We start from the raw sequence: 23,805 nt of genomic DNA, 5'->3' as shown, positions 1-23,805 counted from the left end.
TTTTGTAGATTCTTTACTTCGTTCAGAATGACAAGAGTATATTTATTCTTCTCGTTTTTTCCTGACAAAAGGCACTACCAACATACCGATAAGCAGCAATACCAGAACTGCAGATGAAGCGGTAGCAACAGTGCGGCTCAGGTAATAATCCTCAGGTTCGAACCTGAATACGATTTCATGCTCGCCCGCAGGGACACGCATCGCCCTCAGTGTCCAGTCGGCACGGAAATGCGGCGCTTCCTTACCGTCTATATACGCCTGCCAGCCGTCGGAGAAATAGACCTCCGATAATACGGCAAGTTGTTCGGTCGCAGCTTTCGTCTTATATTTCAGTATATCCGGTTTATATTCTGTCATTTCAATTGTAGCTACAGAATCGGATATGATATTCAATCCGGACAACTCCTGTTCGAAACGTTTATCTACAACCGCCATTTCAAGGGGATTAAGCGTATTAAGGGCGGCAATTTCTTCATCGGCATTATTTACAAACTTATACGCAGGTACAAACCATGCCGCGCCCAAGGCGTACGGATTCACTATCGGCGCCAGTTCCGGATGATATATCACATATTTGGCATTCAGCATATTCAGTGAAGTTGTGGCAGCAAATAGAGGTGACACACTATCCTGCATAGCCCGGCTGATGCTCTCGGGACTACCCTGTCCCTGTTGAAGCTTGGCAACCTCCTGCTGAAATAACGCACTCGCTTTCTGCTGGATAAAACCGACTTCACTACCGAGGCGCGCTTCTATCAATTCCTGATAGCGTTTCAACTTGGCCGCGTGATAACCGCCTATCGATTTATGATAGTAAGACGTATTGGCGTCTTCGAATGTATTACCGAGATTCAATACCCTGTACGATGGATGCTTATCCTGCAGGATAATCTTATCGGCAGTCGACTGAGGAAAATTCTGGGTTTCGTATGTGCTTTTGTTTACAAAATTAGATTCGTCCAGATAACGTTTATCCACACCCCAAAGGTCTGTCAATACCAGTAAGATGATAGCTATAGATCCATATAGCGCCAGCTTTTGTTTTTCCATTTTTGTCCGCAGTGAGAAAAACAGCACCGTACCTGCCAGCAATACAAATATCAGTGAACGCAATGCGTCTGCCGATAATAAGTCTTCACGGTCGGCAAGCAGCGCATTATAATACCAGTCGGGCATCTGCGCGCGCCATGCCGCATCGGTTTCCGATATAAAATTGAAGAAGAAGCCCGGGACAACCCAAAAGAACAGGCACAACCCGCCTATTATACCAAGAGAGATGTAAAGCGCTTTCTTGAGTTTGTCCTTATTAATGTCGGCCGTAAAAAACTCTTTCAGTCCCCATACGGCAATTATCACCATCGTGAGGGCCGGAATAACCAAAGCCGTAGATACTGCCCTGAACTTACTGTATAGAGGAAAATGGTAGAAGAACAGATCATTGAACCATTCCATATTCTTACCCCATGCGAGAAAAATAAAGAATACTGTGGCAATCAGCAGTCCCCACTTTACCTTGCTGCGGATAACAATCATCCCCAGTACGAAAAGGAAACATATAATCACCCCGAAATATACGGCACCCTGAGTAAATGGCTGCGCACCCCAGTATGTATAGGCCTTTATTCCTTTAGGGTCTACCTGCGCACCCTGTTTCACCATTTCCTTATACAAATTCGAAGACTGGTCCAATGTACCGCCGGATACACCTCCATACATATTCGGTATCATCAGGGTGAAAGTCTCGGCTTTCCCGTAACTCCATGCAAAAACATAGTCTTTGTCGAGCCCTGTAGATTGTTTTTCTCCGGAAGAAGATGCCGCTGCGGTAAGCTCCGATTTTCCACGTGTACTTTCCCTTGCCATTTCCATATTGGCATAGATACTGCCCATATTGCACAGAGCAGCGAGTACCAGAGCAACCGCCATTGCTCCCGAAGCTTTTAGCAAAGATTTTATGTCTTTCTCTGAAATCATCTGCACAGCAAACACGATGAACAGAATTGCACAGAGAATGCCCGTATAATAAGTTATCTGCAAGTGATTGCTTTTAATCTGCAATGCCAGTCCCAAGGCGACAAGAAAACCTCCGAGAAGTATTTTCTTCCGGAACAATACCATTATTCCCGCCACGATCAGCGGCATATAAGCTATTGCCCACGCTTTGGTAACATGTCCGGCTTCGAGTATGACGATATTATAGGATGATAGTGAATAGGCGATCGCCCCAAGTATGGAAAATCCGGGTTTGAAACCCATCAGGCAGAATAAGATGTAAGCCATCAGCATCCCTGCAAATACAGGCCCGGCTGAATTTCCACCCAAAGCTTTCAGGGGATATTCTAGATAATCGAGAAAGTTGGGACTACCTCCCCAGATCCCTATCTGGTAGGCAGGCATACCCGAGAACATAGAGCCGGTCCACGCGGACGATTCCCCTTCATTGTTATAATATTCGCGTAATTCCTGTGAGCCCCCGGTATAGTGCATCACGTCGTTCTGCGACAAAACCTTACCTTCCATCAACGGACTGAAATAAATCATCGTTATTGCCAAAAAAGCTACAATTGCAATAATATGCGGTACTATTTTCCCGGCTAATGATTGTTCTTTTTTTATCATCCTAATTTATTTTTTATTGTTTTTCTTCAGTATATAAATCAGCGAGCTGCTTCTTTTCTTATCGGCCAGTGTGCGCAGGAAGAATATTCCTCCTTTTGCCAGTCCTACTATAGTGGCCAGAAAAGTGCCCTTACTCTTCTCACTCAACATAGAAATATAAAAAGCATCGAAATACATCGGCTTCACATCTACCAGTTCGAAATGATGCTTTTTTGCCAGACGCCCGAAATCGGACGGCGAGAAATGCCAAAGATGCCGCGGTACGTCATAAGCCGCCCAGTGCTCTTTATAATGAGCGGCATCGAAGGAACTTTTGTTAGGCAATGCGATGATAACCACCCCGTCGTCTTTCAATGTCGCGGAAAGATGTCCCATCACACGGTTCAGATGCTCCATATGTTCAAGTACGTGCCACATGGTGATGACATCTTTTGTTTTTTCGCAAACCTTGTACAGATAATCGGAACTCTGGCAATCGATATCGAACTTCTGCTTTGCATACTTACGTGCAAACTCCGATTTTTCGATACCCGTCACAATCCACTTTTCTTCTTTCATCTTATTCAGGAAATAGCCTGTACCTGAACCGATATCAAGGAGCATTCCCGTTCTTTTAGAAGCATAGCGGCCTACTATTTTCGATTTGGATTTCAAAGCCATCTTCCTGGCCCAGTGATACAAGGTATTTATAATCCCCCTGTGCGTATCGGAATGGGAGATGTATTCCGGGGCATCATAATAAGGGCCGATTTCGTCTTCGGCAGGGAAATCCTGCGTAAGCGCAAAACCACAAGTTTTACACTGGTAAATATCAAAGACTTCCTGTGTTGTCAGATAATCTTTACAGGACAGATACGGAACCAGTTCGTTACTTCCGCAAACAGGGCATATATCGGTGTGTATTCTCTTCATCAACGCTTGAATTGTGTCCTGTCTACTTCATCGAAACTCTTAATAATCTGGCAATCGGTCCAATCAGTATAGTCGTCATCATTGGAATCGACTACGATAATTTTTCCGGCACGGGCATTTTTTGCCGACCGTAAACCCGCGACGGCATCTTCAAAAATAATTACTTCCCCGGGGTTTTTATTTATTACAGACAATGCAGTCTGGTATATCTGAGGATCGGGCTTGCCTTTTATCTTACCATTATTGTAGACAACTTTATCATATTCGAACCATTTGGCGAGCGGCAGGCATTCGAAGTAGAAATCAAGATTTTCTTTTCCTGATGCCGTTGCTATTGTAAAAGGAATATTTTCATCTTTCAGGAAATCGAGAAAACCGGTAACCCCGGGAGCCAGATGCATGTTTGTTTTTAAACATAATTCCTGATAGAGCAGTTCTTTTTCCATTGTATAATCGATTATCTGATGATCGGAAAGTTGCCCTCCAAAAATAGAGATGAACAAATCCCGGTTATTTTTCCCGTGCATTTTTGAAAATTTATCTTCATCGGAAAGATATAAGTCATGCTTTGTCAGGAAAATATCCCATGCTTTGTTATGCAATTTGGTATCCCAAAACAATGTCCCGTTAAAATCGAAAATTACTCCTGAAAACGACATATGTTAAATATTAAATTGAGTCACAAATGTACGAAATACTTGGATATGGTCGCAGCCCTTTTTATCACTTTTATAAGCATTAGGCTTAATTTTAAATTCGCAGGGCTTTTTATCACGCTAGTTAATAAAATATTACAGATAAAAACACACCATCCGGCTGCCTCTTTTCTTTATATTCCGGCATGCGTCTTTCCTGTATCAGCTGGGTTTTAGCCTCCTGTTCTTTTATGTATAACCCCTCTCCTTATCTATTTCCGGAAGCTTTTAGCTCATTCCTCTTACGCCCCCACGCCCTCCCGGGATTGTCTTTATTTTTGGCATTGCCCAAAAGCAAGCAAAAGGCCAGTGCTTCATTCCTACGATCACCTGTCTAAATACTGATTCGCATTATTTATATAAATATTTATAAGGATATCTATTATTATTTTTATACTTTCTGCTAAAACTTTTAAGCTTACTTCAATGTTAAATAGTCAAATAAACTATAATAGTGATACACAAAAACAGACGCATTATGAAGAATTTGAAAAAAGCAATCGAAGGACGTCGGACTTATTACAGCATCAGTGACAAAAGCCCTGTATCGAATGATGAGATAAAAGCAATCATTGATTTTGCAGTATTAAATGTTCCGTCAGCATTCAACTCTCAATCGACCAGAGTAGTTCTTTTGCTGAACGACAATCATAAGAAATTGTGGAATATCGTAAAGAAAGTATTGAAAAAAATGGTTCCTGCCGACGCGTTTCCTTCGACAGAAGCAAAAATAAATAATGCCTTTGCTGCCGGCTACGGCACAGTCCTGTTCTACGAAGACCAGAGCGTAGTGGAAGGATTACAAAAAGCATTTCCTTCTTACAGTGATAACTTCCCTGTATGGTCGCAACATACATCGGCTATGCACCAGTTCACCATCTGGACAATGCTTGAAGAAGCCGGATTCGGTGCATCGCTGCAACACTACAACCCTATAATAGATGAAGAAGTAGCTAAGTCTTTCTCTATCGATGCTAAATGGAAATTGATCGCTCAAATGCCATTCGGCACTCCTACCAGCGAACCTGCGCCAAAAGAATTTCAATCTCTCGAAGAAAGAGTTTTAGTTTTTAAATAAGCAGGCGATTATATAATTCAAAAGCGGATGAGTATTGATTCATCCGCTTTTTTTGTTTAATCTCTCACTACTAATCTATAGATAAGGTCGCAGACCTCCTCTAAGTTATAATCAAAATACTATTACATCAAATCCCTTCTATTTTTTATAGCTCTTCGAAACGAGCCTGGAAAAAGCGAAGGTATTTAGGTTCGTACACCATCTTCAAACCTCTTGCCTTCTCCCTGTTCTTGTACATTTCCATAATGCTCCACGCCGCCACATCGAAATGCGCCTGTGTATATACACGCCGGGGAATAGTAAGGCGGACCAGTTCCAGCGCAGGATAATAATGATCGCCTGTATCCTTGTTCCTTCCCGCCGAAACAATCCCCCGCTCCATACCTCTCACTCCCGATTCTATATATAGGTCGGCGGCTAGTTTCTGTGCCGGAAACTGACTTTGCGGAATATGGGAGTAAAACTTTCTGGCATCGAGAAATACGCCGTGCCCCCCTATCGGCAATACAATCGGAATCCCGGCATCTTTTAGCAGATTACCAAAATATTCTACCTGCCTTACACGTGAAGCAATCATATCATCCTGAACGGCTTCTATCAATCCCTGTGCCATTGCTTCCATATCGCGCCCCGCCAGTCCTCCATAGGTAGGCATACCTTCGTAAACCACAATCAGGCTGCGGAGTTCGTCAAACAGGTCGGGGTCATTACACATTACCAACCCTCCTATATTCACATACAGGTCTTTCTTGGCGCTTACTGTCGCGGCATCGCTATACGAACAAAATTCATGGTTAATATCTTCTACAGCTCTGTTTTTATATCCTTCTTCACGTTGCTGAATAAAATAAGCGTTTTCTATATTACGGGTTGCATCCAACACTACCTTAATACCATGTTTATGAGCGAGTTCGGATACAGCTTTCATATTAGCCATACTTACGGGCTGGCCTCCGGCCATATTTACGGGAGCTCCCACTGTAATATATGCTATATTTCCGGCACCTTTTTCATTTATCAGTTTTTCGAACTTATCAAGATCTATATTCCCTTTGAACGGGTGATCCGACTGACTCTTGTGCGCTTCATCTATAATCACATCCACGAAGGTACCCCCTGCAATTTCCTGGTGCTGGCGGGTAGTGGTAAAATACATATTTCCGGCAACAAACTGTCCGGGAGTGATAGTACATTTACTCAACAGGTTTTCCGCCCCCCGTCCCTGATGGGTAGGCAGGATATATTTATATCCGTAATATTTCCGGCAAACTTCTTCCAGGTAATAATAGCTGCGGCTACCTGCGTAGGCTTCGTCACCTATCATCATACGCGACCATTGCATATCGCTCATCGCATTTGTACCGCTATCGGTAAGCAAGTCTATATACACATCATCGGCATGAAGCAGGAACGTATTCCACCCTGCCTCTTTCATAGATTTTAAACGATGTTCACGTGTTGTTGTTTTCAATGGTTCTACAACTTTGATGCGGTAGGGCTCTGCCCATGGTTTCTTTGAGAATGCCATACTGTAGATATTTTAGGATTAAACTTCTATATCGAGAATATATACTAACCAAGGCCAACAGCTATCTATTTGACAAAACAGACGACAACATTCAACAAATATAAGTTATTTATATGAGAAAATAAACTGTATTCATGTTTATTTTTCTATCATTTTATCACAAAACGAACCTGTCAGCAGATGAATAAAGTTTGCTTATTTACCATTATTCCTTTTGTTCTTTCTGAATTCGTGAGGATGAACCGGATTCTTCATACTCCATATATTCAGCTTCTGACGGCGTGCCGATTGCTCCAGAGCGTCGAGTTTCGGATCATCCACATAATGGCTGTAATACCAGGCCAGGCCATTACGCACCATTTCTTCATTCAGATTCATACCATCCACAAATGCAATGCCCAGGATACGGCCATACTGGTCTGTATCCTTCTTTTCTATAGTAACCGTCTTCCCATAGCATAAATCATTCAGGAATTCGCGCGATTTGGTTCCGAAATCCTGTCCACGTTCGGGCGCATCTATAGCATAGAGACGAACTTTCATCCGTCCATTATTATCTGTCAGCAGGGTAAAAGTATCACCGTCGGCAACACTTACTACTTTTCCTGTCAATGATTCCGGCCGGGTATCACTCTCCCCCTCTCCTGTATAAGCTGTATAAATAATCAGCGCAGAGCTTAGTAAAAGAGACAGGATATATAGTAATCTTTTCATCAGTAATTATAAAAAATATGAATCATCTTTTAGTATGCATAAACATTAATTATCAAAGCTAAAATCTCAATAGAAGGATGAGACAGAAGAAAATAAGGACACCTAAGAAAGCCAATACAATAAGATAAGCACCATTGTAAAAATAAATGGAATGAAAGCAAGTGACAAGAGAATCATACCTAATACTTTTTTCTTTCTGTACAGACTAAAAATACCACCAAGTATAAGTCCCAAAAATATAGCAGCCCTCAAAATATTAGCGACAGAGAATATCTCTACATTACCTATTTCCATTCGGCAAAGATAATTAAGATTTTCCCAAATTATGCGAACCAGTAACTGAGTTTTAACGTTCTGTTCTTTCATACTTAACTCCTCTCCTTATCTATTTTTCGCAGGAGAAAAAGTAACATAAGCAGTCTCCGATCGCGCCTAACCGGAAACAATAGAACATTCAATCTCAGCTAATACGGGTAAAGCGCATGCCGGAATATAATGAAAAGAGGCTGCCAAATGATGTGTTTTTATCTGTAATATTTTAAATAAAAAGCCTTGCCGGTTACCGCTGATAAGATTATTTACAAAGCCATCTGTAAACTTTTTTATACATTGATTAAACTATTTTAAACAAAACCAGTCTTATCAATACAAAAAGTATGCAGAACCATAACTATGAAGAACATTTTTTTTATTCTCCTCTTGTTTATCCCTGTCGCTTCTGTTTCCCAGACAAACACAGGGAGTACCTATTCCATAAAAGGGGTTATAATAGATTCTACCGATAATAAGCCGATCGAAATGGCTGTCGTTGGATTGTATTCCGGCAACAAACTGGTAAAAGGGGAAGCTGCCGATAAGTCGGGCATTTTTATTATCAAAAATATTCCGGCTGCACAATACAATCTTCAGGTAACATTACTGGGCTATGATACCGCACGCATTGCTATTCCCCAAAACCGGTTTAACAGGCAGCAACTGGTATTGGATACCATTTTCCTGAAGACGAATGATATCATGTTGTCCGATATAACCATTATGGCCGAACCTCCCGAACTTGTAATAAAAGAAGATACGCTCGAATATAATGCGGGTGCTTTTAAAGTGGCCGAAGGAGCTGTCGTGGAAGACCTTATCAAAAGGCTTCCCGGCATGGAAGTCGATGCGGACGGGAATATAATAAAGCCCAATGGGAAACAGGTAAAACGGGTGTTTGTCGACGGAAAGGAATTTTTCGGGGACGACCCTAAAATGGCAACCAAAAACCTCACGGCGGATATTGTGGATAAAGTACAGGTGATAGAGAAAAAGTCCGATATGGCCATATTAACCGGAATTGACGATGGAGACGAAGAGACAATTATAAATCTTACGATTAAAAAAGGCATGAAGAAAGGCTGGATGGGTAATGTTACGTCCGGACTGGGCGCTTTGACGCGGAATAATAAGGATGATGGTATGCGCTATACCGAAAACGTAATGGTCAACCGCTTCCTGGAGAACGACCAGGTTTCATTCATCGCCAATGCCAACAACATCAATAACCAGGGATCGTCGGACAGAGGAAATAATGTCCGTTCGGGTCGGGGACGAAGTGGAAGGAGCGGGATAACGAGCTCAAATACCTTCGGAGTGAACATAGCCAAGATAGTGAATGATAAGATCAAGTTCGGGGGCAACATCAGTTATAATTACAGCGACAGCTATGCCGAAAATGACAGGTTCAGGCAAAACCTGCTCAAAGATAGCGTATCTTACCGGAAAAGCGTGTCCACAGACCGCGATTACAGCAACAACCTTAATTTTGACGGGAAGCTGGAATATCAGGTAGATTCGTCAACCATGATCGTATTCACACCCAACCTGTCTTATAATTATTCGAAATCACATTCCAGTTCTTATCAAAAGACGCTTGCAGGAGACAAAGACTCTACGATGGTGAACGAGAGCAACTCGCAGGACAGAATGAAGACAGACGGGCTTAGTACGCGGTTGCGCCTCGATATGTCACGGAAGCTTTCGGATAAAGGGCGGCGGATCAGTTTTGGCGCAACATACAGCCTCAACAAAAGTTCCGGTTCGGGGACAAATAATTCCGAAAATATCTTCTACTTGTCTCCCGGTAGAAATACAAACAGGGACCAGTTGGTGGAATCGAACCAGGAGAGATATTCCTACGGTTTAACGTTGAGTTATGTGGAACCGGTATGGACTAATAATTTCCTTGATTTTTCTTATAATATAGAATTTAACAATACAAACAATAAAAGGCATACGCTGGATTATGAAGAAGATACAGGAGCCTATACCTACATAGACCCCGATTATAATAAAAGTTCGGAAACAAAAAACACAAACCAGAATATCAGGGCAAACTTCAGGTCGGTCCGCCCTAAATATACTTACAACATCGGATTAAGGGTAGCACCGACCCATACCGGCAGCAAAAGCTATGTAGAGGACTGGTACGGCGCAGGCCATGATTCCATAGTGAACCGGCTGCCCGGGAGGACTGCCGCGAACATCGCTCCTCAGCTCGATTTCACTTACCGTTTTGATAATACGCGGGAATTAAGGAGGAATCTCCGTTTCAGGTATAACGGCAGCACAACACAACCCTCCGTTACACAACTGGACCCCACATCGAATAACACGAACCCCTTGCATATACGCAGTGGAAACCCGGACCTGCTGCCGGCATTCAACCATAATATTTCCCTTGAGTACGAGTTTAATAACAGGGAAAGCCAGAAAGCCTTTTCTGTAAACCTCCGCCATCAGTTCACCCAGAACCAGATAATCAACTATACCACCTATGAAGAGAATACAGGGGTGCAGTATTCAAGCCCGATAAATGAGAACGGGACATGGAATACGAATGCGGTGATAAATTTCGCAAAGCCTCTGAATAAGAGCAAGCGGCTAAAGTTCAGTGCACGTGCAAACCTCGGTTACAACAACCAGGTAGGCTATAATACCGTGAATAAACAAAGTGAGAGGAACATTTCCAAAACGATAAATGCCTCGCAAGAACTTAATTTGAGCTATTCCAGCGATTTCTTCTACGGCCAGTTCAGGGGACGCGTCAATTATTCCAAGACATCCAATACCGTAATTGTAAATCAACAAGGTACAGAAACCTTTAATTTCGGATTGACTTACAATACGAATTTAACATTACCTTATTACTGGTCTGTCGCTTCAGATATAAACTACACGGCAAACAGGGGATTGTCATCCGGATATAACCTGAATGAACTGATCTGGAACGCCCAGATAAGTAAACAGTTTCTGAAACAGAACAGAGGGTCGCTCCGGCTCCAGATAAACGATATACTGCAACAACGCCTGAGTATCAGGCGGAATGTTACGGCTAATTATTTAGAAGATGTGAAAAATAATGCGATGACTGGCTATTTTATGGTTTCGTTTGCATACCGGTTCAATAATATAGGAGGCAGGGACAACAGGGGACGTGGCAGGCAGCGGGATAGCGAAAACCAGGATTATGGTGGTGACGGTGATTACGGTAACCGGAGAGGACGCGGAGGCAGGAATGTATTTTGACAGTTGCATCAAAGATTCCCATACCGGCGCCGGGGATAGACTCATCCTTCTGAACTCTAGCTGCAAAGAAAGGTATCCGGGACAGTATAGCCGAACGTATTGTGGTACATACCGAAGGCAATGATACAAGGGATATTTACACCTATCTACAAGACGAAGTATAGTACAGGAAAATATTCCATTGTTGAAAATGTTTAATTTGTTTATTATTTTTTCAATGTTGAGTCCCTCTGTGACATCATTATCTCTGCTTATCGGAACCCACGATAGGCACACCTTTGTTTAATATTGCTAAAATCTAAAGTTATGAAAAATAGGATAAAAATAAAAAATAAAAAATAAAAAATTTAACAATAGAGTGTGGACTCTGCATTGTGATTATAATTCCAATTCAAAATATTTAAGACGAAAATTAATTCCATTTAAAAGTGAAATCATTAAATGTCCTTTTGCTAGACTAAACCCGATTCTAAAATTTCTTATTCTTTTCTGTTATCCTCTGTATAAGGGGAATGTAAATAAGGAATATTTTTAGGAAAGGCAAAGATACATTCACAATATTAACCTTATCTCAAAAATTACCCCTCCCCATAAGCAAAAAGTAAAAATTTATATATGACATTAAGACTACGGTCTAGATAGATTCATGTCCCCGCCTGTCCTATGATATAAAACTATAATCCTACGCACAAATTTTATTCATTTATCGGTCAACGAAAAGACAAGCGGAAATACAGAGTTTTCGGACTCACTTAAAATTGAAAATTTACAACTGTATAACAACAATCTTTTCTAGAAGTAAAAGCAGAAAAATTAATTAGAAGAAGGAATTAATCAGAAATTAAAAGAGTTTGCTAATTCAAGTCAAACAAATATTTGTAACTCATATGCTTTTATTACCTTTGTCCTAATTTCAAATATCAAAGTGTTGGTAATTGAAGGGACTTATTGATTAACGAAAGCGTTTAAGATATTATCCTCATTTAGAAAATCGCCAATTTTTTAACACCATAAGGATAATAGCGACAAACCTTGCGTTCTATCTTGTATATACTAATGTTATATATAATATAGACGCAGGTTCTGTTGTCTATCTATGGTGTGGGTGTTTGGCGATACCTCTAAATGGATATGATTAATAGTTCCTGCGTTTTTTATTTTATATAACCTGTCTTTTATGGGAACGAAAGGACACAAAAATTACAATTATGGGATTATTCAATTTTGGTTCAAAAGAAGCTGTCAAAGTCAGTGCATATAAAATTAGCACCGGTATGTTCCAAATTCAACAGGAATTATTAGCAAATGGACAACAAATCACACCGACAATTCGGGGGCTTGCAACAGCAATAAAAGCAGAAGTCTTGAATCTTGAGAAACACTTGAAACCTAATGGAAGAACTGATTGGGATTTGTACAACTCTACAAAAGTAAAAGTTCATAGTGGCGAAACAATAGACTTTTGCACATTTGAAGCTAGAGTAAATAATATGTCTGAACAATTAGAAAGAATGTCTGGAATAACAAACATATATCAATTAAATCAACCTGATAGTATCAGTTTCAGAATATGGTCATAAATAATTTAGCTAATTTATGATAAATAATATTTAAATACAGAAGAAGTTATATGAAAAACGAATTAATTAGACAACTTAAAGAACAGTTTCTTTCTGACTGTGATGAAATTGCACAAAAAACAATAAGGGAATTAGGTATAAATAATCCAGAAGTGGGATTTGTTTTACCAATGGGGTTATTTCAACTTAAAGAAACTTTAATAAATGCATATCCTCAAGTACAACATGAACTTGGAAGTTTAACGAGAGATGAATTTATAAAAATAATAGAGGATGCTGTACATACAACAATGGATAAATATTTTGAAAAATAGTATCCACTGGTGAGAATGAAACATCTAATTCACCTATCCCCATCCCTTGCATATTTGGAAAAAATATATTTTAGTTATTAACAATTAATTGATTAACAAACAAATTTTATGAAGCAGATTAAATTTATTACAGAAATGCTATTATTAGCAGCCTTTACTCTATCTTTTAATGCTTGTTCGAGCGATGACGATTTAGACAATGGTACAAACGGAAAAAGAATATCAAAAGTTGTAAAGTCCGATTCGGACAACAATATTTACGATAGCTTTTCTTTTCGTTATACAAATGGGAAACTTAGTAATATAATATTTGAAGGAGAAGACGCGGATGAACCTATTGTTATTACTTATTCAGATAAAAAAGTTTCTATTGTTGGAGAAATAAATCAAACATTACAATTAAATAATGCAAGCTTTGCAGAATCTGGTAATACACCGTTGGATAATTCGCCATATAGATTTAATTGTGAGTATTCTAACGGATATTTGACAAAAGTCACTTATCCCGATTCAGACAATAATACTAGAATTGAAATCAAATATGATAACAATGGGAATATTTTAACTGCCTGGCAATATTCTGACAATGAAGTAACAGAGTATAAGTTTACACCGTCAAGTCATTTAGCCAAAGGAAAGAATTATTTTCTTTTAGGCGACTTATTTGGCAGAGATGAAACAATGGACTTGTTTTGGCCTGCTTATTACGCTGGTTTTTGGGGTAAAGATTCTCCTAACTTAGTATCTAAAGTTGAATGTATAGGAAAATATGATTCTTATACTATCGAGTTTGATTATACTTTTGATAAAGACGATTATGTTGAAACGATAACAAAGAGAGACAAATGGGATACAAATCGTATGTCATTTGTATACGAATAAGAATAATAGACAGCATTAAATTAACACGGCAAGCATGAAATATTATTTTCCGTTATAGCTAAAAATACAGATGATAAACTATGACAGGATTCTTAGTTGGTATAGCAATATTAATTATTATTGGAGTATCACAAGCCGCTTATGAGAAAGATGAAAAGAAAAATAAAGGGAAAGGTGTAAATATTATAGTTATAACTATGCTTATCCTCATGGGTATAATTATTTTTTTAGCATCATAGTTACTTAATCCAACAAGGACAAAGTTAAATCTTTATTATAATGGAATTTAATTTTGTCCTTATTGTGTAATTGATATAATTCTATCCGTAAATAAGTATTTTATTCAAAATCAGTAAATAAAAAAACTACAAGTTTTCAACCCGTAGTTTTCATTTACACAATATTTTGGACACTGTCCTAAAATTAAACCAAATAAAAAAACAGCTATACATCGTATAGCTGTCTATTTCAGCGGAGAGGAAGAGATTATTTTTTTTATTACAGAAGCCACTTTTACAATTAAGGTATCAACAAAGTATCAAAATTATACTATTTATAACAATATCCGCAAGGAGTTAATCCCATCTTCTTAGCATCCGATAGACTTACTTTCTTTTGTTCTCCCTTGCAGGCCTTCATCCCTTTACACTGGGAATTATGATATCTCTTTGAATATTTACCGGTGCAGATCAATACGGTTGCTTCTGATTCCTTACTTGCTTCATTGTGCGCATCTCCTGCAATGAATGAAGACAGGAATAAGGATAAGAAAATAATTGAAAATGTTTTCATAAGGTTTATGTTTGGTTACTATTCATCATTCTTTGGTTTTATTTAAGATCATAATTTGTGATTTTAAAAGTTCTTACTTTGTATTACCGATACTTCCATTATTTAATATCTGTTGAATAACATATTTACTCTCAAAACTTTACCATATGATTGTTGTTATAAATACGTTTGTCCTTATTTCTTAACATACAAAAACTACCTTTTATTTTTTAGAAAGATTGTCTATTAGTCGATTGAGGGCATCTATAGTCCTGTCCTTATCTTCCAGACGTTTGTCTTTCTCTGCAATTGTAGCCTTTAAATGCCCAATCTCGGTTTTCAGGTTATTAATTTCCTGTAGGAGTTTATCTTCTGCATAGACTTCTCTTTCTATTTCGATTCGATCTCCTTCTATAATTTTTTTGGCTGCCGGATCAGCTATATTGACCTTATTTCCATAAACATTATTATTTCCCTGCTGTATGCTGGAACCCGTCATATCCCTGCCTATGGAGTTAATATTTGCGCTACTTTTAAGCATTTCACCCTGGCCAGTAAGAAGCCATGCTGTATTCAATTCAGGGTATATATCTGTTATTTTATCTAAAGATTTTTTTCTAATGCTATCTCCAACATTGTTTACAAACCCTGTTGATAAATTTACAGAATCTTCAAATTTGCCTTGACTTATACCTAAATAAGATAAAAACTGTATTAATCTTTCTTTTGTGTTCATACTGAAAATATTTCTGTATATTTGTATCCGTAATCATATGGGGATTACAAAAAAGATATTGGTTATTTAACCTTGAAAGCAGTGTACATCCCATATATGTGCATTGCTTTCTGCTTTTTAATTTATTATTGTTATGAACTTACCGGAGTTAGATAAATTATTTGAAAAATACGGAGATAACGATGAATACACCCGTATGACTACAGAGCAGGATGCTATCACTTTTATCCAGAAATACGAAAGATGGCCGGACGCTTCCAATCACATAAAATACCTGTGCGGTATAATACTGGCCATATCCGATAAGTATTTAGAAGCCCGCAAGGAATCTATACTCCGGAACACTATTCGTTAGAGTTGTTCCACAAGCAAGGTGATATTAATGTATTGACCAACTTGTTGTAGATCGTTCCTATGATAACATGATGTAGACATACTAAGGACACGCCAGTTCTGGCTTCTTAGTTGTTCCAGTTCCCGATCTAATAATAACTGATACTGTTTGGTGTCGTTATTCAGATACACACAATAATTTCTGATTTCTTGAATTTTACTCATATTTTAAATTATATTGTTATGTTCAAAAAAGTTATTATTCATACCCGTCTTGATAAAGATAGGAAACGTACCCGATGCTCATTATATACTATATATGTGCACCAAATAACTTACTACCTATTCAAGATACCTGTATTGCGATATACTGTTGAAAAAGTAGAGGACTTTGAATGACTATAACTTATCAATAAGTTTCTTTACTTCTTCGTATGATTCGGTAACATGGAAAACTTTTGCAGAAGTTCCGTATACTACAGACGTCCATATTATAGTTTCTCCCCTGTCTATGCTAATATCAAGTATATGATATACATTCACCAATATTTTCCCATTATCTTTTTCTGTTAACTCAATAAAATTTTTCATATATAATTATTTTAAAATGACATGAATACTAAATCTTCCGATATAAATGATATAATCCTTAAAGCGTCAGACTACGATACGCAGGCAGAAAATTACTGCTACTCTTTAACGTTCGATAAATTAGGTAACTATAATGATACCGTCGTATCCATTAATATAAGAATCCCTTTTAAAAGGCTGCATCTCATATATCTTATCCCATATCATGTAATCAAAGCGTATTGGAATGCTGTTATTCGCAATATTAACCTATCCAGATTATCATCATTTCCCGATATGGTTGCGAGCGAAAAGGAAGAGCTAAGCAAGGTTGAATCATTTATGCCTCTGGATAAAATTAATGCCGAAGCGGAATTTCCTGATATAACTATTTAAAATATTTACTTAAATACTCTTTAATTAATTATTATATTTACCATATGAAACGTTTATTTATTAAATGGTTAATAATATACATTATAGTTGCTATAATATTATTATTGTTGATTAGCGCATTAATGCCACTTGATGCAGCAAGGGTACTGCTTATCCTAAATATAACATTCCTTGGCATCTCTATTATATTTATACTCCGTCATATTTTATGAAGCAATATCGAAATCATAGATATAAAAAGAGAGATTAAAGCAATAATCACAGCAATCCCCATAAATATATAATTACTATACGCAAAGAAGCTGCTGTTTGATGATATGTGCAACTGCTGATTCGCGAGGATCGATCTTCCAAGAGGACTGATACAAATTCCATTATCGTGTGATTTTTCTATATAATCCAATACGATTAGATATTCTATTCTTTTATATATTAAATCAGTATCATATATCCCAATCTCACTATTTATTAAATCTATAACTTTATTTATATTCATTTCGGAACCACTACCATTATTCCAACAATGATTTCCCAAAATATCTAATACAGTAATATCTATTAGACTAATTATATACAAACGTTTTGCGTTTCTAATATTAGATAACCATCCTTTTATTTTCATATTTTTCATCCCGGTTGTTAGTTGTTAGTTGATTGCTTTATCTCCGTCTTATTTCAATCGTCTGATCCGGCTTATCTTCCCAATTAATTTGTTTATAAAACTGTGAACACGCTCCGGTACCATACCCATTATAAGTTGTCATTCCAACAACTGCACCTCTGGTAAACCAAATAACCCAATACTTATCAGAACCCATTCCGGTGGAACAATATTGCCATGCCTCCGAATCACCTTGAAATTGCCTGTTACCGGGAGCTCCCATAATATCAAGAACTTCAGATTTCTTCATTCCAGGGTCAACCATTGCGGACTTCCGGGAGAAAGATGAACCACAGGATGTAAGTATCAAAAGCATAATAAATGCCAGTAAAAACTTTTGTTTTTTCATAGTTACGTTGTTATGTATTACATTAGTAATTAAATTCTTTATTATTCTAAAAATATTAATGTTCCCATTTTATAGCCCATATAATCTACTACATTAAGAATGGCATCATCATATATTGCTAATTCAAGGCACATTGATGTTTCTATATATAAGTCCGTGCCTCCTACCTGATATAAATTACTATCTATTCTTTTTACACTAACCTTATATCTTCCTGCTTTTATTTCTTTATCAGGAATTAATAATGTTTCTATCTCTACTATATTGTCATAATTATCCAATGCTTTTGTTCCATATGGAATATCGGACGCTCTATAAAAAGCCGTAACACTGCATTCTTCATAGTCAGGAAAAGAGAATGAGGTAAATGCAAAAAATATTACTATCGTATATATTATATGCTTCATGTTAAAAACCTCTGTTTAATTGCATAAATTCTAATTCGTTTTTTGTAGATTCTAATTCGTTTTCTAATTCTTCGAATTTTTCCTCCAGTTCATTGATTTTATCTTGAAGGTCAGATATTTCAGATTCGTTGACTCCAATTTTACTTTCTAATTCGGATATATCTGACTCTAGTTCATATATCCTATGATTATCACTGTTAGAGTCACAGGCATAAAAAATAAAACAAATAGCCAGAATGAATAATAGAATATATTTCTTCATACTACTATCTCTTAGGTACATATGTTTTCTTTCCCTTATCACTCTTATAATACATTCCTCCCTTGCTACCTTTTTTTACACTCTTTCCCGAACCGTAATTATAAGATTCAGGACTATAGTCCTTAGCCCTGCTTCCTTTCTTTCCCGTATAAGGATTAGTATTGGACTTTGTAGAATAATTATCCCTATTGGTCTTATTCGACTTTGTCTTCCGGTGACCCTGTACATATGTACCGTCTTTTTTAGTATATCCTTTTTGATAACGGCTTTGTGCCGGAAGATAACCTGCAATTAAAGCCAATAATAGAATAAAAATAATTCGTTTCATATATTATTTAGTATAAATTTCTCTAAACCGATCATCTATTTTACGTTGTAAATCTGGTATTTTATTATTAAATACATTATTTTCTATTTCCGTGCTATTTTTAATCGCACTATCTAGTTCTTCATGCCTGGGAAGCAAAAGGATAATTCTATGTAAAGAAGTTATATATCTGTTTACTTCATTTGTTATATCTTGAGCATATGACACAATAGTAAGGTCAATAAAAATCCTATTTTCCTCTATATATTTTATATATAAATTTCGTGCATTATAGGCCTTATCTATTAATAGTTGCATCTCTACCTTATTTTTAAATGGAGTAGATCGTATTAGATTTATAGAATCAACCATTTCATTTATTTTAATATTAAGCCTATGTGTTACTGGAATTGACTGATCGGACTTATATTCTTTGATCTTTTCGTCCAAAACCTTTTCATTTTTCTCTATAAGATATTGAATTTCAGCTTTTATATCTTTCAGTTTATCGGAAAATTTATCTTCAATCCTATCTACCTGATAATAATTTCCTACAACTATAAATGTAGCAAGTACTCCGACAATCACTAAAACAATGGATTCTTCTACTATAACAGTATCTTTTGATACGAAAAAGCCACAAATAGTAATTAAACTAAAAAGAAAAGAGAATGCGGATATCCAGAAAAAGACACATTTACGCTTTATTTTTCCATTTATCTTTTCGATATCAGTTTCTATTTTACTTATATGCCTATAAAGTTGTGTCTCATCTGACTCTCCATCGTTAGGTATTTCATTATTATTCCCTTGGTTAATATTGCTACCATGAATGTCCTTTGCAGTGATATTATTACTATTCACATTTAATATTTCATTCATATTTATTTGTAAATATTTGAAATTAAGTTATTTATTATCATTTATTATTCATACTCAATTCTAAATTATACACTTTACTTAAAATATTTCAGTGAGATAATGTTTTACTGAAATATTTTCTGCATCTTTGCAAAACAAAGCCGATCCGTTCCGCAATACAATTGCAGATTTATTTGGATTTAGCAATTACAAATATAGCGAATCGGTTTTATTCTTTGACAGTTAACAGCTTTTTTCTATCCCTTTTGGCAACAGGATAGAATAAGTATAAATAATTTAAGCAACCTCGTATTAGTTGAATTTAGCCAAAAGGATTCTCTAATGCGGGGTTTGTTTTTTATCGTATGGTAGCTGGAAAATATCTGACATTCGAAGAAACCAAGGAGTATATGGAGCTGCAAAAAGATGCCATATACAACCTTATTGAAAAGGGATATATAATATCCTTCGTGGACAAGAACAGGAGACGGCTATTTGATAAAAATAGCATAGATGAATATTTTAAAAGTTTAATTCCATGAAACAAACCATTCCTATCCCTCCCGGCTGTATAGCCATCATCGACCCTGAAGATAAGATCGTAATTATCGAAGAGAAAAAGTTTGTCCCGAAGCGGGGTGATATATTATATTCATTATCTTATGGTATAGAGTTTATATTTATTCATCAGGAACTTGTAGCAAAATTAAGCTATAAATATTTTGCATGCTGTAGAATAAAAAATAAGGACCTGGATATACATGGCATCCTGTTTACAGAAGGAAATCCCCGTCCTGCCACACCCGAAGAGCAACAAACCCTCTTTGACGCCTTAGCTAAAGACGGTAAGAGATGGAACCCTGATACCCTCCGGTTGGAAGATATCGAGAAGGATGTATTACTCCCTGAACATATCCACATATATAAGATAGAGATAAATTCTATTCTGGATTATGGTGATTTGCTCCATATCGGATTCAATGATGACAAACAACTGTTAGGCTTTAATGATGGCAATTTTGATGTAAATATAAATAGATACAGTTTATCATCTTTTTTCAAAAAAGTCCAATGCAAACTAACCCCGTGTAAGCGTGAAGACTTAAAGCCCGGAGATACCGCTGTATGCCTTTCCGTAAAAAAGGAAATACATAATATAGACCTGTGTAATATATGCAAGGTATTAGACCATGAAAAAGTAGTGTGCCTGAATGTACGCGGTGATATAATCACCTGCCCTTGGCCGACAGAAGATTGTAACTGGTATAAAGTAATCCCGCCATTAAAAGACTAACCTCATGAAAAAGAAATTCCTCCATGCCGACAAGGCCGAAATACTCCTGGCTGTATTACTAATGGCAGCAGTTATAATATTATTCCGATGCTGCACACGCAACGAAGGCGTAGTATACGCAGATTCCGAAGATCAGGAACAAACTATAGAAATGATCCAGTTTCTGCAATCAGAGGGTCGATTCGCGGTTGAAGAAAACGGACATATCAATATACGGCCATGACAGTAATTATAGCAATAATAGTACTGCTTTACTTGCTGTACAAGGGTGATAACGACGATATGGATGAATATAATAATGACTAATATGGAGATTGTAGCGAGTATATTTTTAGCAATTATTATGTCTGCAATTACAGTCACATTCGCATGGCTGGTAAATGAAAAGGACAGGGGTAAAAGCAAGAAGAAAAAAGACGATAGCACATAGATTCTCTGTGTAAAGTTTTGGACAGTTTGTGTTAAGGTTTTAAGCGGGATAGCCGTGAGGCTGGTATCCGCTTTATACGGAGTAATGGCGGAAATGGTAGACGCAAAGCGAGTGCCACTTAGGACAAAGTAAGGTTCGCAACCGATTACAGCTAATAACTGCGGTGTCTGTACCGGTTCGAATCCGGTTTACTCCACAAGGTCAGGAACGATGGATGAAAACGACCCTTTAGAGAGCTCTCACTTTTAACGCTAACGCTGCTTGCGACACGAAAGCAACCCGGGAGTGTCACTTATGGCACTCCCTTATAAAAGCAAACAATTTTTAATCGATAAATAAAGATGGAAACAATCAGACTGGATAACATAACGGAATACCGCCCTGTCATACGGGATTTCAATTCTTTGGCGGATATGATAATATCCAAAATGGACGGCAACTATTCAGGCTACAAGACATTCGAGTTTGAATGCGGTAACGGCATAAAGATTCAGGTGGAAGCCGATTATAAAGGGTTTAATACCCGTGTTATCGCTCTGAAGCAGATATATATAATGAGCGAAGATCTGGAGGCGTTCGCCGAGTATGAGGATTGCCTGAAAGAATTATTGACAGACAGGATATCGGATTTAAACTATAATGCGGAACAAGGCTATTATTCAAGCAACCAAATTAACAACTAAATATAAATATTATGACATTAATCAGAACAAGTAATGAACTGGAGCTTCCAAGAACTATCAAGATGTTAGTCTATGGTCAAGCCGGCATGGGTAAATCAACACTGGCATTGAGCGCACCAAAGCCTCTATTATTAGACTTCGATGGTGGAGTGAAACGCATAAATAATGCACATTTGCAAGGAGTTGGTATTGTGCAAATCAACTCATGGATTGAAGCTACCCAGGTATTGAATGAGGATTTGTCAGCATTCGAAACAATCGTTATAGATACGATCGGCAAGATGATGGATTATATCATCGATTTCAAATGCAAAGGCAATATTCCACGAATTAACGACTGGAGTGGAATCAATCAGGAGTTCTCTACATTCGTGCGCAACCTATCTAATTTAAACAAGAATATCATCTTTGTCGGACATCGGGACACCCGAAAAGAAGGTGAAGATACAGTATTCATTCCGGCGCTCCGTGAAAAGAACTACAACGCCATTGTGACGGAACTTGACCTGCTGGGATATGTTGAAGCAAAAGACAGGGCCAGAACAATCACTTTTGACCCCACAAGCCGGAACGATGGGAAAAATACCTGTAACCTGCCCCCGGTAATGAACATTCCTACCATTATAGATAATACCGGGAAAGCGACAACAAATAATACGTTCTTCACCGATTCGGTTATTAAACCATACCTGGCAAGATTGGACGCAAAACAAGCGGATATTGAAGCATACAACAAACTCATTGAAGAGTTGAAGATAGATATCGAGTTGATAACAGATGCGATTTCAGCGCAGGATTTTGCTTCACGCATCGATAAATATACTCATATCGGCAATTCAATGGCTATAGCCAGAAGACTATTCGCAGACAAGCTGACGGCATTAAATCTGAAGTATAATAAAGACACAAAGGCATATGAACAGGCAGCCTAAATATTGCATGTATGCTACTCTATTAGATAGATATGAGGGCTATATCAATAGCTCCCGTATCTATAACGAGTATTGGGGATTCTCCGAGAATCCCCCGCATACGGAGGAGGAGTTCCGGGAAATCCAACGGATGGCCTTGATAGATACGATTAACAGGGTACCATTTGATAGTGAAGATGCGGATAGGGGAACAGCTTTTAATGAGGTGGTAGACTGTATTATAAACAGAAGTTTTCAAGAGATCCAGGAAGGGGTATTTATGCAAAACACAGGCAAGGTCATAACTATTATATTGAATGATAAGCAGGAAGCTATATCATGTATCAATGGGCATACTTTTACTTTTCCCCTAACCTTATGTAAAGAATTTGCAGGCTATTTCAAAGGCGCAACTACTCAATTGCGGACAGAAGGTATCCTTAATACCCGTTACGGGGATGTATTGCTATATGGATATATAGATGAATTAATGCCTGTGTCTGTTCATGACATTAAAATGACTAAAAGGTATAGTGTCGGGAAGTTCAGGCACAACTGGCAACATCTGGTATACCCATACTGCCTGAACCAACAGGGGAACAATATCAACGATTTTGAATACAATGTGGCTCATATCAACATTCTTAAATCCGGCTTTTTCTATGACACATATACAGAGCATTACGCCTATGTTGAAGAGCGGGATGTACCGAGATTACAGGCACATGTTGAAGGACTTATTGAATTTATTGAGAAGCACAGGGAATTAATAACAGATAAAAAAATACTTGGCATTCAGATACTGGATGCTGATTAAAAATTAAATAAAAATTATTATGAAACAAGAAGAAATTGATAAGATTTTAAACGGCGATTCGGATGTTCGCAGGCGTGCTGCCTCCAATCCATCTACACCGGCTGATGCATTAACAGAACTGGCAAAAGACA

At 37.6% G+C, this 23,805-nt stretch carries 31 protein-coding genes and 1 tRNA gene; 17 read left to right on the top strand and 15 right to left on the bottom strand.

Annotated features, from left to right (window positions below; genetic code table 11):
- Nucleotides 1-42: 42 nt before the first annotated feature.
- From ACFO6W_RS21505 to ACFO6W_RS21495, 3 genes are read right to left on the bottom strand one after another with little or no spacing between them, the layout of a single operon-like run.
- Nucleotides 43-2,619, bottom strand: coding sequence for a hypothetical protein (locus ACFO6W_RS21505; RefSeq protein ID WP_380000327.1), 2,577 nt, complete (start codon nucleotides 2,617-2,619; stop codon nucleotides 43-45).
- Nucleotides 2,620-2,625: 6 nt separating this feature from the next.
- Nucleotides 2,626-3,531, bottom strand: a complete 906-nt coding sequence (locus ACFO6W_RS21500; RefSeq protein WP_380000325.1) for a class I SAM-dependent methyltransferase — start codon at nucleotides 3,529-3,531, stop codon at nucleotides 2,626-2,628.
- Nucleotides 3,531-4,190, bottom strand: coding sequence for an HAD family hydrolase (locus ACFO6W_RS21495; RefSeq protein WP_380000323.1), 660 nt, complete (start codon nucleotides 4,188-4,190; stop codon nucleotides 3,531-3,533). Before ACFO6W_RS21495 ends, ACFO6W_RS21500 begins: the two co-directional genes overlap by 1 nt.
- A 514-nt stretch (nucleotides 4,191-4,704) precedes the next feature.
- Here ACFO6W_RS21495 and ACFO6W_RS21490 point away from each other — a divergent pair.
- Complete coding sequence (locus tag ACFO6W_RS21490) at nucleotides 4,705-5,304, top strand: nitroreductase family protein (RefSeq protein ID WP_380000321.1); 600 nt, start codon at nucleotides 4,705-4,707, stop codon at nucleotides 5,302-5,304.
- 145 nt (nucleotides 5,305-5,449) lie between these two features.
- On the opposite strand, the gene ACFO6W_RS21485 is transcribed toward ACFO6W_RS21490, so the two are convergent.
- Both ACFO6W_RS21485 and ACFO6W_RS21480 read right to left on the bottom strand, forming a co-directional pair.
- Complete coding sequence (locus ACFO6W_RS21485) at nucleotides 5,450-6,832, bottom strand: tyrosine phenol-lyase (RefSeq protein WP_380000319.1); 1,383 nt, start codon at nucleotides 6,830-6,832, stop codon at nucleotides 5,450-5,452.
- Between the two features lie 195 nt (nucleotides 6,833-7,027).
- Complete coding sequence (locus ACFO6W_RS21480; RefSeq protein WP_380000317.1) at nucleotides 7,028-7,546, bottom strand: thermonuclease family protein; 519 nt, start codon at nucleotides 7,544-7,546, stop codon at nucleotides 7,028-7,030.
- Between the two features lie 672 nt (nucleotides 7,547-8,218).
- Between ACFO6W_RS21480 and ACFO6W_RS21475 the strand changes: the two genes are divergently transcribed.
- The 5 genes from ACFO6W_RS21475 to ACFO6W_RS21455 all read left to right on the top strand — a co-directional run bounded on the left by ACFO6W_RS21475 (nucleotide 8,219) and on the right by ACFO6W_RS21455 (nucleotide 14,125).
- The gene (locus tag ACFO6W_RS21475; protein WP_380000315.1) at nucleotides 8,219-11,110 is read left to right on the top strand and encodes an outer membrane beta-barrel protein; all 2,892 of its coding nucleotides are present in this window, start codon (nucleotides 8,219-8,221) and stop codon (nucleotides 11,108-11,110) included.
- Between the two features lie 1,208 nt (nucleotides 11,111-12,318).
- Nucleotides 12,319-12,690 (top strand): hypothetical protein, encoded by a 372-nt coding sequence (locus ACFO6W_RS21470; RefSeq protein ID WP_380000313.1) that lies wholly within the window; start codon nucleotides 12,319-12,321, stop codon nucleotides 12,688-12,690.
- Nucleotides 12,691-12,740: 50 nt separating this feature from the next.
- Complete coding sequence (locus ACFO6W_RS21465) at nucleotides 12,741-13,004, top strand: hypothetical protein (RefSeq protein ID WP_380000311.1); 264 nt, start codon at nucleotides 12,741-12,743, stop codon at nucleotides 13,002-13,004.
- A gap of 108 nt (nucleotides 13,005-13,112) precedes the next feature.
- The gene (locus tag ACFO6W_RS21460; RefSeq protein ID WP_380000309.1) at nucleotides 13,113-13,886 is read left to right on the top strand and encodes a DUF4595 domain-containing protein; all 774 of its coding nucleotides are present in this window, start codon (nucleotides 13,113-13,115) and stop codon (nucleotides 13,884-13,886) included.
- 80 nt (nucleotides 13,887-13,966) lie between these two features.
- A complete protein-coding gene (locus ACFO6W_RS21455) occupies nucleotides 13,967-14,125 on the top strand; it encodes a hypothetical protein (protein ID WP_380000307.1) in 159 nt (52 codons plus the stop codon).
- Between the two features lie 310 nt (nucleotides 14,126-14,435).
- Here the strand turns inward: ACFO6W_RS21455 and ACFO6W_RS21450 are convergent, their stop codons facing one another.
- The gene (locus ACFO6W_RS21450) at nucleotides 14,436-14,678 is read right to left on the bottom strand and encodes a hypothetical protein (RefSeq protein ID WP_380000305.1); all 243 of its coding nucleotides are present in this window, start codon (nucleotides 14,676-14,678) and stop codon (nucleotides 14,436-14,438) included.
- Nucleotides 14,679-14,880: 202 nt separating this feature from the next.
- Nucleotides 14,881-15,393: a hypothetical protein gene (locus ACFO6W_RS21445; protein ID WP_380000303.1), complete on the bottom strand. Its 513-nt coding sequence runs from the start codon at nucleotides 15,391-15,393 to the stop codon at nucleotides 14,881-14,883.
- Between the two features lie 133 nt (nucleotides 15,394-15,526).
- On the opposite strand from ACFO6W_RS21445, the gene ACFO6W_RS21440 reads away from it, so the two are divergent.
- Entirely contained in the window at nucleotides 15,527-15,748 is a 222-nt protein-coding gene (locus tag ACFO6W_RS21440; protein WP_380000301.1) for a hypothetical protein, read from the top strand.
- Here ACFO6W_RS21440 and ACFO6W_RS21435 read toward each other — a convergent pair.
- Both ACFO6W_RS21435 and ACFO6W_RS21430 read right to left on the bottom strand, forming a co-directional pair.
- Nucleotides 15,745-15,951: a hypothetical protein gene (locus ACFO6W_RS21435; RefSeq protein WP_380000299.1), complete on the bottom strand. Its 207-nt coding sequence runs from the start codon at nucleotides 15,949-15,951 to the stop codon at nucleotides 15,745-15,747. The genes ACFO6W_RS21440 and ACFO6W_RS21435 overlap by 4 nt on opposite strands.
- A 174-nt stretch (nucleotides 15,952-16,125) precedes the next feature.
- Nucleotides 16,126-16,317, bottom strand: coding sequence for a hypothetical protein (locus ACFO6W_RS21430; protein WP_380000297.1), 192 nt, complete (start codon nucleotides 16,315-16,317; stop codon nucleotides 16,126-16,128).
- A gap of 21 nt (nucleotides 16,318-16,338) precedes the next feature.
- On the opposite strand from ACFO6W_RS21430, the gene ACFO6W_RS21425 reads away from it, so the two are divergent.
- Nucleotides 16,339-16,692 carry a hypothetical protein gene (locus ACFO6W_RS21425; RefSeq protein ID WP_380000295.1) on the top strand — a complete coding sequence of 118 codons (354 nt, stop codon included), beginning with the start codon at nucleotides 16,339-16,341 and terminating at the stop codon, nucleotides 16,690-16,692.
- 199 nt (nucleotides 16,693-16,891) lie between these two features.
- Here ACFO6W_RS21425 and ACFO6W_RS21420 read toward each other — a convergent pair whose 3' ends face one another.
- The 6 genes from ACFO6W_RS21420 to ACFO6W_RS21395 are packed head-to-tail and all read right to left on the bottom strand — an operon-like array spanning nucleotide 16,892 to nucleotide 19,560.
- Nucleotides 16,892-17,314 (bottom strand): hypothetical protein, encoded by a 423-nt coding sequence (locus ACFO6W_RS21420; RefSeq protein WP_380000293.1) that lies wholly within the window; start codon nucleotides 17,312-17,314, stop codon nucleotides 16,892-16,894.
- Between the two features lie 37 nt (nucleotides 17,315-17,351).
- The gene (locus ACFO6W_RS21415) at nucleotides 17,352-17,702 is read right to left on the bottom strand and encodes a hypothetical protein (protein WP_380000291.1); all 351 of its coding nucleotides are present in this window, start codon (nucleotides 17,700-17,702) and stop codon (nucleotides 17,352-17,354) included.
- Between the two features lie 41 nt (nucleotides 17,703-17,743).
- Complete coding sequence (locus ACFO6W_RS21410; protein ID WP_380000289.1) at nucleotides 17,744-18,109, bottom strand: hypothetical protein; 366 nt, start codon at nucleotides 18,107-18,109, stop codon at nucleotides 17,744-17,746.
- A 1-nt stretch (nucleotide 18,110) separates the two neighbouring features.
- A complete protein-coding gene (locus tag ACFO6W_RS21405) occupies nucleotides 18,111-18,371 on the bottom strand; it encodes a hypothetical protein (protein ID WP_380000287.1) in 261 nt (86 codons plus the stop codon).
- Between the two features lie 4 nt (nucleotides 18,372-18,375).
- Nucleotides 18,376-18,699 (bottom strand): hypothetical protein, encoded by a 324-nt coding sequence (locus ACFO6W_RS21400; protein ID WP_380000285.1) that lies wholly within the window; start codon nucleotides 18,697-18,699, stop codon nucleotides 18,376-18,378.
- Between the two features lie 3 nt (nucleotides 18,700-18,702).
- A complete protein-coding gene (locus ACFO6W_RS21395; protein ID WP_380000283.1) occupies nucleotides 18,703-19,560 on the bottom strand; it encodes a hypothetical protein in 858 nt (285 codons plus the stop codon).
- Between the two features lie 344 nt (nucleotides 19,561-19,904).
- Here ACFO6W_RS21395 and ACFO6W_RS21390 point away from each other — a divergent pair, with 344 nt between their 5' ends.
- The 9 genes from ACFO6W_RS21390 to ACFO6W_RS21350 all read left to right on the top strand — a co-directional run.
- A complete protein-coding gene (locus ACFO6W_RS21390; protein ID WP_380000280.1) occupies nucleotides 19,905-20,081 on the top strand; it encodes a helix-turn-helix domain-containing protein in 177 nt (58 codons plus the stop codon).
- Complete coding sequence (locus ACFO6W_RS21385; RefSeq protein ID WP_380000278.1) at nucleotides 20,078-20,833, top strand: hypothetical protein; 756 nt, start codon at nucleotides 20,078-20,080, stop codon at nucleotides 20,831-20,833. Before ACFO6W_RS21390 ends, ACFO6W_RS21385 begins: the two co-directional genes overlap by 4 nt.
- Nucleotides 20,834-20,837: 4 nt before the next feature.
- Nucleotides 20,838-21,056, top strand: coding sequence for a hypothetical protein (locus ACFO6W_RS21380; RefSeq protein ID WP_380000276.1), 219 nt, complete (start codon nucleotides 20,838-20,840; stop codon nucleotides 21,054-21,056).
- 63 nt (nucleotides 21,057-21,119) lie between these two features.
- Nucleotides 21,120-21,263 carry a hypothetical protein gene (locus ACFO6W_RS21375; RefSeq protein WP_380000274.1) on the top strand — a complete coding sequence of 48 codons (144 nt, stop codon included), beginning with the start codon at nucleotides 21,120-21,122 and terminating at the stop codon, nucleotides 21,261-21,263.
- A gap of 78 nt (nucleotides 21,264-21,341) precedes the next feature.
- A tRNA-OTHER gene (locus ACFO6W_RS21370) sits at nucleotides 21,342-21,459 on the top strand.
- Between the two features lie 145 nt (nucleotides 21,460-21,604).
- Nucleotides 21,605-21,946 carry a hypothetical protein gene (locus ACFO6W_RS21365; protein ID WP_380000272.1) on the top strand — a complete coding sequence of 114 codons (342 nt, stop codon included), beginning with the start codon at nucleotides 21,605-21,607 and terminating at the stop codon, nucleotides 21,944-21,946.
- A gap of 11 nt (nucleotides 21,947-21,957) precedes the next feature.
- The gene (locus tag ACFO6W_RS21360) at nucleotides 21,958-22,878 is read left to right on the top strand and encodes an ATP-binding protein (protein WP_380000270.1); all 921 of its coding nucleotides are present in this window, start codon (nucleotides 21,958-21,960) and stop codon (nucleotides 22,876-22,878) included.
- On the top strand, nucleotides 22,862-23,674 hold the full coding sequence (locus ACFO6W_RS21355) for an HNH endonuclease (RefSeq protein ID WP_380000268.1): 813 nt from the start codon (nucleotides 22,862-22,864) through the stop codon (nucleotides 23,672-23,674). Before ACFO6W_RS21360 ends, ACFO6W_RS21355 begins: the two co-directional genes overlap by 17 nt.
- Nucleotides 23,675-23,693: 19 nt before the next feature.
- On the top strand, nucleotides 23,694-23,805 hold a 112-nt coding region (locus ACFO6W_RS21350), incomplete at its 3' end, for a hypothetical protein (protein ID WP_380000395.1).

Source organism: Dysgonomonas termitidis (assembly GCF_042654545.1).
In the GTDB taxonomy this organism is placed as follows: domain Bacteria; phylum Bacteroidota; class Bacteroidia; order Bacteroidales; family Dysgonomonadaceae; genus Dysgonomonas; species Dysgonomonas termitidis.
This window is presented reverse-complemented; position numbering and strand designations above follow the sequence as displayed.